Source organism: Aquimarina macrocephali (assembly GCF_051627225.1).
Classification (GTDB): Bacteria; Bacteroidota; Bacteroidia; order Flavobacteriales; family Flavobacteriaceae; genus Aquimarina; species Aquimarina macrocephali.
In genome coordinates, this window is sequence record NZ_CP151795.1 from 4,939,040 (window position 1) to 4,951,355 (window position 12,316).

General features: G+C 30.6%; 10 protein-coding genes. 8 read left to right on the plus strand and 2 right to left on the minus strand.

Translation table 11 applies throughout. From position 1 onward, the window contains the following. Positions 1–73 precede the first annotated feature (73 nt). Positions 74–1,156 carry a hypothetical protein gene (locus tag AAFU52_RS21880; RefSeq protein ID WP_438423549.1) on the minus strand — a complete coding sequence of 361 codons (1,083 nt, stop codon included), beginning with the start codon at positions 1,154–1,156 and terminating at the stop codon, positions 74–76. 334 nt (positions 1,157–1,490) lie between these two features. Here AAFU52_RS21880 and AAFU52_RS21885 point away from each other — a divergent pair, with 334 nt between their 5' ends. The 5 genes from AAFU52_RS21885 to AAFU52_RS21905 all read left to right on the plus strand — a co-directional run bounded on the left by AAFU52_RS21885 (position 1,491) and on the right by AAFU52_RS21905 (position 8,014). Further along, positions 1,491–3,044, plus strand: a complete 1,554-nt coding sequence (locus AAFU52_RS21885; RefSeq protein WP_438423550.1) for a patatin-like phospholipase family protein — start codon at positions 1,491–1,493, stop codon at positions 3,042–3,044. 669 nt (positions 3,045–3,713) lie between these two features. Then, on the plus strand, positions 3,714–4,064 hold the full coding sequence (locus AAFU52_RS21890; protein ID WP_438423551.1) for a hypothetical protein: 351 nt from the start codon (positions 3,714–3,716) through the stop codon (positions 4,062–4,064). Between the two features lie 4 nt (positions 4,065–4,068). Continuing rightward, positions 4,069–5,205 carry a hypothetical protein gene (locus AAFU52_RS21895; RefSeq protein WP_024770178.1) on the plus strand — a complete coding sequence of 379 codons (1,137 nt, stop codon included), beginning with the start codon at positions 4,069–4,071 and terminating at the stop codon, positions 5,203–5,205. Between the two features lie 67 nt (positions 5,206–5,272). Continuing rightward, positions 5,273–5,635, plus strand: coding sequence for a hypothetical protein (locus tag AAFU52_RS21900; protein WP_438423552.1), 363 nt, complete (start codon positions 5,273–5,275; stop codon positions 5,633–5,635). A 204-nt stretch (positions 5,636–5,839) separates the two neighbouring features. Then, positions 5,840–8,014 (plus strand): S9 family peptidase, encoded by a 2,175-nt coding sequence (locus AAFU52_RS21905; protein ID WP_438423553.1) that lies wholly within the window; start codon positions 5,840–5,842, stop codon positions 8,012–8,014. 59 nt (positions 8,015–8,073) lie between these two features. Here AAFU52_RS21905 and AAFU52_RS21910 read toward each other — a convergent pair whose 3' ends face one another. Continuing rightward, positions 8,074–8,631, minus strand: a complete 558-nt coding sequence (locus tag AAFU52_RS21910; RefSeq protein WP_024770181.1) for a PepSY-associated TM helix domain-containing protein — start codon at positions 8,629–8,631, stop codon at positions 8,074–8,076. Between the two features lie 274 nt (positions 8,632–8,905). Between AAFU52_RS21910 and AAFU52_RS21915 the strand changes: the two genes are divergently transcribed. The 3 genes from AAFU52_RS21915 to AAFU52_RS21925 all read left to right on the plus strand — a co-directional run bounded on the left by AAFU52_RS21915 (position 8,906) and on the right by AAFU52_RS21925 (position 12,259). Further along, on the plus strand, positions 8,906–9,946 hold the full coding sequence (locus tag AAFU52_RS21915) for a helix-turn-helix domain-containing protein (protein WP_024770182.1): 1,041 nt from the start codon (positions 8,906–8,908) through the stop codon (positions 9,944–9,946). Between the two features lie 99 nt (positions 9,947–10,045). Then, positions 10,046–11,776, plus strand: a complete 1,731-nt coding sequence (locus tag AAFU52_RS21920; protein ID WP_438423554.1) for a S41 family peptidase — start codon at positions 10,046–10,048, stop codon at positions 11,774–11,776. A 111-nt stretch (positions 11,777–11,887) separates the two neighbouring features. Further along, the gene (locus AAFU52_RS21925) at positions 11,888–12,259 is read left to right on the plus strand and encodes a hypothetical protein (RefSeq protein ID WP_024770184.1); all 372 of its coding nucleotides are present in this window, start codon (positions 11,888–11,890) and stop codon (positions 12,257–12,259) included. Positions 12,260–12,316 lie beyond the last annotated feature (57 nt).

The window sequence follows — 12,316 nt, forward strand, 5'->3', positions numbered from 1 at the left end:
ACTATTAATTAAAACCAACCTCTACAACTATATGATTGTAGAGGTTGGTTTTTTAGAATTTCATGCTAGTGAACTAAAACCCTATTCCGCCACCGCCATTACATTGTATAGCAGTAACATATATAGTTGCATAACTACTACCATATTGATTGGTAGTTTTGAGTGTAATCGTATAATTACCGGTATGATTAGTAATCATGGTTATGATGTGTCCAGGACTAACATTAGTATCTACATAGAGATTGGGGGAGTTCGAAGTAAGTTCATAGGTATCTGCCCCGGGAGATACGGGTAGTATATATGAATCTTGCTGAACAAAAACATTTGTACATATTGTTGGATCAGGGAATCGAGTATATGCTTTTGGTAATCCTACCCAAGCAACTGGATATAGGTATTCTATAGCTGTAATATCACCTGCACTGAAATTATTTATTGTACAGGCTTGCCCTCCATTCATAACAGATTGTGCATCTGTCCCAGGTGTTCCTGGAATCAAACTTCCAAAACCTTGATTGGTATGAGTAATTCCTAAATTATGTCCTAATTCATGTTGAACATTAGAAATTCTCATATTTTGAGTAATAGGTCCGCCACAAAATGTATTAGATGCAAAATCTGGGTTTATCCATATTCTTACGCCCGGCAAGCCATTAGCTGTAGGAAATTCTCCTCTTCCAAAAACATTGTTAGCCAAAGTAACACTTGGATCTTGCGAATCATACATAATTCGAATATGTGCATTAGCTGTAGATGATGTGATATTTAAATTTAGGCTAGAGTTAACTGCATTCCAACGGTTAATAGCAGCTGTAGATGCATTTCTCCAGGCCAAATTCATTCCGGGATTTATATAGACATTAACATTGCTAATTGTTACAGAATTGGGATGTCGTCTTTGTTTAGTTACAGGGTCTATTACTGGAGAATGGTATTTTTTGTTTTTGTAAAAAACAATATCTCTATCTACCAAATAATAACTTCCGTAATCTTCAATAACATTTTCTGGAAACCCTAAATTCACTATGGTTTTAAATACTGAATCATTTACATTCTCTACTAAATTTTCATTTTCTGGTAAACTATCTTTTGTACATGCCAATAAAAGGACGAAAAAGAAGCTTAAAATAAACAGGTTTTTAAATGAGTTTTTCATTTTAAGAGTAATTTTTGGTTATGCCTTACCTTGTTTTTAGGAGTGTTCAGGTCAAATCATTCTCCTTTTATCATAAAAATACTCACTATATTTATTTTATTTCGATTTGTATATAAATACTTCTAAAAAATAGGGGGATTCACCTCTTTTTTTAGAAGTATATTTTTATTAAATTTAAATACTTCAATCGTCGCATAATATCACCCCGATTTTGTACTAACTAACAGTAATTAAGTCATTATAGATGAGATGGTTAATCATGGTTTCATTCATTAGTTAACCAGATCAGTTAAGTTCCTATTATAGCTAATAGTAATAAAAAGTAATTTCTAAAATGAATATACAAGAACAAATTATTGAGGGCTTTTCTACTACCTCGAGAGTGTCAATACATAGTGAGGAGAATATAAAAAAAACAACTCGTTTTTTTACTACTGCAAATGAGATTTTAGAGAAATCAATTAATGATCCACAACGTAATTTAAAGAACAAGTTTACTACTGATGGTCTTATAAAAAAAGAACTTATATCTGATGCTACAGTTAATGAGAACTATGCAGGAGAATCTATAGAAAGACCTGTTGTCGATTTGGTTCAACAAGGAGGCGGAATGTACGGAATTGCATTATTAGGGTATACCTATATTATGGAAAAGATAGGTATCCGGTTTTATAGTCATGGGGGAACAAGTGCTGGGGCAATCAATGCCTTATTTCTAGCGTCCATTCCTAATACTATATATGCTGAAGATTCAAAATTTCAATATAACGATAAATCACATCAAGCTACTAAATCTGAAATACTTACTCATATCATTGCAAATACAAATTTTAGTAAGTTCATGGAAAAAAATGGAATAATTGGGTGGTTACAGCAAAAATTACTCAGAAACTATAAGTCTATCATTTTAAAACTTTTTTTAGGGATTTTTTCCATTGGGTTTCTCGTTGGTATATATGGGCTTTTCGGCATTGTTTTTAATATCACAAATGGAATTTCGGGAACAGAACTTCGACTTTTTGATTTTATAATAGGGACTTTAAATGTAGTTGCACTTCTAGTATTTATTTATATCCTTTTTGTGAAAATATTAGATAAGGATTTTGGTATTAATACCGGAGAAAGGTTCTATAGTTGGGCAGAGAATCTACTAATGTCAATACAAATAGAAACCAAAAATGACCTTACAAAAAGGATGGATCTGGTACAATTGGTTAACGCAAAAAAAGGGGACAAACCACGATTAGTACTAATTACCTCTAATTTAACACATAATCGTATTGTGAAATTCCCTGAGAGAGCAGATGATTATTGGACTACCCCGGGGAATATAAAACCTGCAGCATTTTTAAGGGCGACAATGTCAATTCCTTTTATTTATAAAAATTTCATTCCTGGTACAGAGCACTACAAAAATGAAATGAAAGCGGAAAATTCAGTAAAACTTAATGCAAGGTTTGTAGATGGAGGAATGCTCTCTAATTTTCCTATTCGGGAATTTCATAGAAAGGATAATGTTGTACCAAGATTTCCAACGTTTGGTGTTCTCCTTAGTGAAAGGGTAGTAGGTGATCAAAAAGAAAATAAAAACCCATCGAAGAGTGTAAAAAAACTAGAAGAAATTACATTGATAGGATATATCACATCTTTCATAAGTACATTCAGAAATTTTTATGACAATGATTTTCTATTCAATAATAAAGAAATTGAGAAAAGGGTAGTGACCGTAGATACAAAAGATCATAATTGGTTAGACTTTTGGATGGATGATTCAGAAAAAGCAAAACTCTTTAATAAAGGTGTTGATGCCGCGATCAGACAAATTGAACAGTTTGACTGGACAACCTATAAAGATATACGTGAAGAAAAAATTAAAAACCTGAAGTAATGAAAAAGCTAAATTTTTATAGCAATCTCTGGAGAATTAATGTACTACTAGTTGTGATATTAGGTGTTCTGTTCGCATATATTCCGTCCATACAGGTAGAGCATCTTATTAAGATAGAATTTTCTAATAGCCTATCAGAATTTAATGATTTAGTTAAAAACCCAGTGTATTTTAAGAATAATACCTATTACGATTTTGTTTTTATTATAGCCTATTCATTTCTCTTCTATTACTCACTTCGGGTCTTTGAAAGTACCTTAAGTTTAAAACTTAGACCTTGGTTTTTTATTATTTGTTTTATCCCTGGGATATTTGATATTGTAGAAAATTTATGTGGTTTATATTTAGTGGATTTGATAGGTAGTGATACAAGCAAAAATGCATTCAGTATATTTTCTGTTTTTTATTGGTTTGTTAGGCTGAAATGGGTTTTCGTGATCTTTTTTATATTGATGACACTAACCATTTCACTTTATTACCTGGTATTAACTATGGAAAAGTGGGTCGAGATTCTTTTTTTTCGTAAAAAAGTAAAATGATTATATATCTTTCGTTTATAAATATACCCTATCAGAGATCAAAAGTACCTTTTTATTGGTATTTTTGATCTAATAAGTTGAAGATGGCTTATAGAATTAGTAACCAACTACAAAATATAAATATATAACCATGAAAACATTTAAAATGAGTACTAATTCTGAGGTCAAACTTAATGTAAAAATTAGTACAGAGGCTTTAGTAGGTACTAATGTTAAACTAGATAGTAAAATCATAAAAAAAAGCAGCACATATAACTTTTCTGCGAATCTAGGTAATAGTAGTGATATTGTAAATAAAAAACTTAATGTAGTAACGAACTGTTTTGTAACCGATGAAAACATTGATCCAATTCTGGAAAACACTGTTTATAAAATCAATCTAAAAGATGATGAAAATGAACAAAATTATGAGGGCAAAAAACTAAAAATTGATGATGAATTTTTCATTGTTTTTGATGTTATTGAATTAATTAAAAATTAGGACGATGAATTACAAATCTATCTTATCTATTGTCATCTTAGCACACCTCTCATATTTTGGTTCGGCACAGGAGGGTAAAACTGACCAAAATCTAAGCGATTTTACAATGAGCAATCCCAGTTCTCCAGCTTTTTTATTAGTAGGAGAGTCCCCAACAGAAATTTATACACCTACTAACCTGAAAGCATTAGCACTACACGTATTCAATAATTTTGGGGAAAGTTTTTCGATAGAAGTAGCTCCTTACTTTTTTATTAACCGAAAGAGTAAGGACAGAACATACTATAAATATATCGGTATAGAAGAGGATAAGACCACGGGAGAGATTAAACAGAAGCCATTTAGAGGATTAAATACGACAACATTATCTGCTGCTTATGTTGATAAAGAATTCGAAGGCATTGAAGGTAAAAGAAAAACCTATTCTATAGGATTACGAACAACTTTGTTACGTTTTTATGATAAAGATAAAATATATAACGAGGCAAAAAAAGTAGGTAATATTCTTAAAAACCTTGATAGCCCTCCTGTTAGTGTATTAACAGATGCTAGTGGAGACGACCCTGTAAAACGAGCAATAGCAGAGAAAGCTATTATTGAGCATTATAAAAAAGAAAAAGAGAAAATAAGCCCGCAATTAAAAGAGTTTAAAAAAACCACCAAACCCTATGTAAGTGTAGATGGAGCTATTGGATATAGTGCATTGTTTAAAGGAGATAAGATAGATTCTGGTACAGCTAATCGTCTTGGGAGTTGGATAACAGGACAAGGAAGTTTGATTCTAAATGAAGGGTCGGATAGTGAACGAAATAACTACCTTAATGTATTGGTAACTGCCAGATATATTGAAGATGAGTTTAATATTGGCGATAACGACCAGTTTTTCAAAACATTTTATCGGGATCTGGGAGCAAAAGTAGAACTTGAAATAGATCGATTTTCGCTGGCATATGAATATATTTCTCGTGATGGAAGTATCAATAGTGAGCGTTCTGTAGGAACTTTAAAATATATACTTTCAAAAGACATCACATTGATAGGTGGTTTTGGAAAAGATTTCCCGGTAGATGATAATTTGGTTACAGTATTCGGAATCAATTGGGGAGTGAATTTTGGAGGCAAAGTTACAATGAAAGAATAATCACAAGATAACCTATAACAAATCTCAAATAATCGTTGTTTTTAATAAAAAACAGAAGAAAACCTATATGAATACTGCTCATCAGTTAATTCAAACAATCGATTCTGTAATTTCTGGCATTCAGAGTCGTCAGGATTATAAAACCATACAATTTAAAATTGAAGAAAATGAAACCTACTTATCTGCTTCAGAGGTTGTGTATCACTTTAATCAATTTAAACAAGCTGTTTTAGTATCACAAGAAACCCAAAAAAGTATATCGAATAGCGAGCTACAAGAGGTTTCTATAATTATATCTACTATTATTAAAAGTAATACGCTAATAGCATCTGAAGGACAATTAAATCTTAATCGTACAATTTCACCAAGTTCTGCAATAGAAGAAAATGTAATCTTAGAAGCTTTGCTTAAGGCTATTCAGGACATATAATCATAAGTTTCTATACATACTCCTTAACCACACTTACCGTGTAAAATAGAATCGTAATATGCTTAAGGTCTATTGTTATAGAATAATACAGCAAGTCCAAAAACTAAGAATTATATTTTTTTTATTACATTTTTTATTTTTTATAATTTAAATTGTGGCAATGATTTAAAAAGAGGCTTATTAAAAACTAATTTTAAATACTTTATGAAAACTAAATTCATCTATTCACTTCTAATTTTTACGATGTTCTTTATGGCATGTAATACAGAAAAAAAACCTGATTTAGAACCTTATCAATCCATTGAAGCTCCTGTCGCCAAAAAAATTGCCGAAGAGTTAAAAGCACATGGAGATACACGTATCGATAATTATTTCTGGATGCGTCTAAGTGATAAGCAAAAAAACGCCGAAACACCTGATGCTCAAACGCAAGATGTGCTGGATTATCTTAATGCCGAAAACGATTATAAGGATGAGGCAATGAAACATACAGAAGGTTTGCAGAAAAAATTATACGATGAGATTGTAGGACGTATTAAAAAAGATGATTCTTCTGTTCCTTATAATGACAATGGTTATTCCTATTATACTCGCTATGAAAAAGGTATGGATTACGCTTTATATTGTCGTAAGAAATTAGATGACAATGATAAAGAAGATATCATGCTTAACGGGCCAGAACTTGCAAAAGCTCATGCTTATTTTGCTATAGGAGGTCGATCTGTAAGTCCAGATAATGAACTTTTGGCCTACAGTGTAGATACTGTTTCCCGACGTCGTTATGTAGTTTATTTTAAAAACCTGGAGTCAGGAGAAATGCTATCAGATGAACTTAAAAATACAGGAGGAGGAGCCGTATGGGCAAATGATAACAAAACTGTTTTTTATGCATCTAAAGATCCTATAACACTTAGACAAGATAAGATATATAAGCATGTATTAGGAACAGATCAATCTAAGGATGAGTTAGTTTTTCATGAAAAGGATGAGACTTTTAGCTGTTTTATATTTAAATCCAGATCAGATAAATACCTTATGATTGGTAGTAGTCAGACCTTATCGACAGAATATCGATATTTAGATGCCAATACTCCTAATGCAGAATGGAAGATCATTCAACCAAGAGAAAGAGATTTAGAATATGGTGTTGATCATTATGATGATCATTTTTATATAAGAACAAATCTTGATGCTAAGAATTTTCGTTTGGTAAAAACACCTATTACAGCTACTGCAAAAGAAAACTGGGTAGATGTTATCCCGCATCGCGAAGATATTTTACTACAGAGTTTTGTACTCTTTAAAGAACACCTGGTTTTACAGGAACGCGTTAACGGATTACGTACTATTCGTGTTATGAAATGGAATGGTGATAATGATCATTATATTGAGTTTAACGATCCTGCTTATCTATCGTACCCAACTACTAATCTTGATTTTGATACCAATATTTTACGATATGGATATACTTCTTTAACAACTCCTAATAGTACAATAGACTATAATATGGATTCGAAAGAGCAGAAAATCTTAAAAGAACAAGAGGTATTAGATCCAAATTTCTCAAAAGATAATTATGTATCAGAGCGTCTCTATGCAACTGCAAAAGATGGTGTAAAAATACCAATTTCTATTGTGTACAAAAAAGGAATTGAAAGAAGTAGTAAAACACCTTTATTACTATATTCTTATGGTTCATATGGTAGTAGTTCTGAGCCAAGCTTTAGATCCGATAGGCTTAGCTTATTAGATCGAGGATTTGTGTATGCGATGGCGCATATTAGAGGAGGACAAGAAATGGGAAGACATTGGTATGAGGATGGTAAGCTTCTTAAAAAGAAGAATACATTTACTGATTTTATCGATTGTGGAGAATTTCTGGTTAATGAAGGACTTACAAGTTCAGAACATATGTATGCAATGGGAGGTAGTGCCGGTGGTCTATTGATGGGAGCTATCATAAATATGAAACCAGAATTATGGAATGGTGTTGTGGCTGCTGTACCTTTTGTTGATGTAGTCTCTACTATGATGGACGAAACTATACCATTAACTACATTTGAATTTGATGAATGGGGAAATCCTAAGAATAAAGAATATTATGATTACATGAAGTCATATTCTCCCTATGATAATGTTGAAGCAAAAGCATACCCAAACCTATTGATCACAACAGGCTATTGGGATAGCCAGGTACAATATTGGGAACCTGCAAAATGGATTGCTAAACTACGAGAGTTAAAAACAGATAATAATATGTTGATCATGGATTGTGATATGGAAACAGGTCATGGTGGAGCATCTGGGCGTTTTCAGCGTTATAAACGTACCGCTTTATACTATGCGTTTATGATGGATTTGGAAAAGATAAAAGAATAAATCTTGATTAAAAAATAAAAAAAGCCAGTAAAACAGATGTTTTTACTGGCTTTTTTTATTTAGCGTATAAGAAATAGAAATATAAAAGGAAACAATAATCCCAAGGTTGTTAGAATCCACCCTCGTTTCTTAAAACTATATTTGCCTTTAGAAATAAACATTCCCGTAATTGCAATTATAAGCATTGCAATACCAAAAATATCTGAAAACCAAATCCACCATTTATTTGTGGTTTGATGTAAAATGGCCATTTGTTTTAACACAGGAATTGGTTTTACATACTCTATTGTTCCTTTCCCTGTCGATAAGTTTACCGTGGCAAAAGCATCTTCAAAATAGATTCTACCTTCCTCACCTCTTAGTCTAAACGTCTTAAAATTATTTTGAGAAATAGTAGTTGCTATAGTTTTAAAATACTCCTCATTTATTTTTGATTTATCTTTGGGTAGTTTTAACTGTAAAGGCTCAACTTTTACAGTATATTCTCTTGAGCTAAAGCTCTGTCGATGATTTAGCGTGATTCCCGAGATAGAAAAAGCTATGATTAAACCTAAAAAAAAATATGCTAAGTCTCTATGTAACAATCTATTCCAATAAGCTCTTGATTTTTTTGCCATTATTATAATAATTTATTGCGCAGCTAATGTATTGAAATTGTATAATTATAAAAACTATAATTCATCAAATAGGCTTATTTTTAAGTGAATAAGAAGAAGTGCTTTTAAGTTAAAGAAATAAATACAATTTTTATTGTAAAAATACTTTTACCTAGATTGTATAAAATCGAGCAAAAAGCAATCTAAAAAACTAAATGATTACTTCTATATTTGTAATCAGTTTTTACTACACCATTTTTATACAAGTTTATATATTTGATATTTTAATCTAAATATGAATTTATATTCTCAAATCTTATTTTTCTTTGGTGCATTAGGGGTTTTTAATAGCTTCCTGATAAGTCTTTATTTTATAATTATAAAGAAACCTAAAGATTTTTCAAATATACTATTCGGAATCTTTCTCTTATTTTTAAGTGAGCGTGCATTACGGTCTCTTATCTATTTTTTTAGTGATGCTACACCAAATTCTTACTCAGCATTTGGCCCTATTACCTTTATTTTTATTGGCCCTTTTTTGTTTTTATATGTACTATCCGTACTTAAATTAAATACTAAAAACATTAAGTATTGGAAATATCATATTGCATTTTGGATAGGTATAGCAATAGGTATACATTTTATATATCCTTTCAGAAGTGATCCTATATTTTGGAAAAGATATATTTTGGTTTCTATAAATATTCAGTGGTTATGTTATACTCTGGTTTCGGGGTATTATTTGGCCAAAAGAATGAAAAACATATCTCAAAAAGAAGAGAAACTCCTTCCTATTAATTTATGGTTAGCATTTTTACTTTTAGCTGTATTAATCCTATGGTTAATGTTTTTCTTTACGAAATACTCTTATTTTGTAATAGGATCTATCACTTTTTCAGTATTGTTTTATTCTTTCTTCCTGTATTTTCTTTTTAATAAGAAACAGAAAAATCAAATTTTTGGAGATGAAAAAAAGTATGCAGATAAAAAGATTGACAACACGACAGCAAAAATACTGATAGAAAAATTAGATATCCTCATGAGTGAGCAAAAGTTGTATAAAGATCCAAATTTAAAATCTTCAGACATTGCAAAAATACTTCATATATCTACGCACCAATTTTCGCAATTTCTGAATGATAATTTAGGAAAAAGCTTTCCGGCATTTGTAAATGAATATAGAATTGAAGAAGCAAAGCTAATCATTAGGTCAAATACCAAATATACATTAGATGCAATAGGAAATGAATCTGGATTTAATTCAAAATCAACATTTTACACAGTATTTAAAAAACTTGTAGGTATGACTCCGGCAAAATACAAAGAACAGTTTTAAGTTCATATTTATAAATTCAAACCAAAACAGTCTAGTTTCATACCCAATAATTGTAACAAAACTCTGTTTTTTGTAAAAGAATTTATCAATCAATACATAATGAAAAAACAAATCAAAATTCTTTTTAATGTGTTTATGTGCACATGCCTATTAACAAGCTGTATCTCTCAAGAAAAAAGTAAAACAGATGCTTTACTAAATAATGATTCTACTGTGGTTAAAAAATCAATTGTAGAAACGATTTCTAGTATTTCTGCCACAAGTATTGAAGAAATCATAGCGCATTATCACAGGCTTAAAAGAGAAAATCCTGAAGCTTATAATTTTGATGATGAAAATGAGCTTAATAATTATGGCTATCAATTACTAGATAAGGGCAAAATAAAGGATGCTATTAAGATTTTCGAACTATTGGTTGCAGAATTTCCAAATTCTTCAAATCCATATGATAGTTTGGGAGAAGCTTATCATGCCGATGGTAATAAAGAATTGGCAGTTCAGAATTATGAAAAATCTCTTAAGCTAAATTCTAAAAATATAAATGCCGAAGATTGGATCAATAAAATTAAATATGCCGAATATGATTCTACAAGATTTCATAAAGTGTATTCAATAAAACAATATAAAAATGACTTAGACGAATTAGGTCGCCGATTAACAGAAGTTAATCCTAATGCCTATAAATTCATTACTAAAGATGATTTCTGGAAAGCAATAGAAGTAAAAAAGAGCTTGATAACAGAACGTACAACTTTTAGTGAATTTATCTGGCATTGTAGTGAGATTATAGCAAATATTAGTTGTAGTCATACATCAATGGGGTATTTTAATCAAGAAAGAAAGATGATACCTATAGATTTACGCTTTCCTATAGAAGTAAAATTAATTAGTGACAAATTATACGTGTCAGATCCGCTAATCAATAGAGAGATAGTAGTACCTAAAAGTGAGATTACCTCAATTAACGGAATTGAATTTGAAACTATCAAAAACGAAATCTATAAACATATCTCATCACAAGGTAATATCGAAACGTACAAAAAGAACTTCATTAATTCACATTCTACATCGATCATTCCTTATGCACTGGGTTTTCCAAAATCTTATGTAGTGACTATAAAAGGAAAATCTAAGCCAGTTGAATTAAAAAAACTCAAAAACTACCAAAATAATTTTCAAAAACTCCCAGAATATTTGTGCAAAGAGCAGTTGTGTTTACAGTATATGAATGATAATACATCTGCAATAATGACAATACGTTCTTTTGCTTATTATGGAAGTAAATTCCCAGAATTTAAAGCATTTATGGATACTAGTTTTAAAGAACTGGAACAAAAAAAGATTAAAAATTTAGTAATTGACGTAAGAGGAAATGGTGGTGGACCATCTGATGCCGGTATCTATTTGCTTAAATATCTTGCTCAAATACCATTTGTATACTTTTCGAATTCTCAATTTAATGAAAAATTAGAGCCCGTTAAACCATTTGAAAATGGATTTAAAAACAATTTATATTTTACTATTGATGGAAATGGTGGTTCTACTACCGGGCATTTTATGTCGTTGGTAAAACACTTAAAGTTGGCAACTCTGGTTGGAGAAGAATTGGGCTCAAATCAATTCTGCACAGGTGGACAAAAAAGACTTAGGTTACCAAATACGGGTATCATTTATGCAGTAAGCAGAAACACCTATGTAACCACGGCAACTACACTTCCTGTTGATCGTGGTATTATGCCAGATTATACTATTACACAATCTATAGATGATTATCTAAACAATGTAGATACTGTTATGGAATATACTCTAAGACTAATTAAAAAAAAGTAATAGAACCCTGTTGTAAAAATCATGATATAGGAAAGAGGTGTTAAAGTTTGTGTTAAAAACAACTACACTACAGATAACCAATTAGTCTAAATAGATACTTTTGTTGGTATAATGAATCTTTCCTTTGTTAAATATTATTCATTTAGAGTACTAATAACTCTGATATCTGCACTTTTTTTAGGTAATAAAGCTAATGCAGATACTACTTCTTATAACAATTTAGTAACCGAATCTTTTTCTATACACAGTGTTGATAGTGATACAGATCTTGAGTATAAAGATCAAACGTTTATTGATAGTATAGACTTTGATGAATTTGAAGACAGGGAAGAAGAAGAATACTCTAAAAGTGCTTTTTGTACATTTCTAAATAGAAAGGTTACTACTAAAAATAATGATGATTTTAATAAAAAAAATTATCGATTTTCTGCTGTAAAAAGTAAGTACTATATCCTGTACTGTTGCCTAAAAGTATATTCATAAAATTATTATTTATAAATCATAAATGTTTGGGATTGACAAAAGTTAATCCCTGATTTT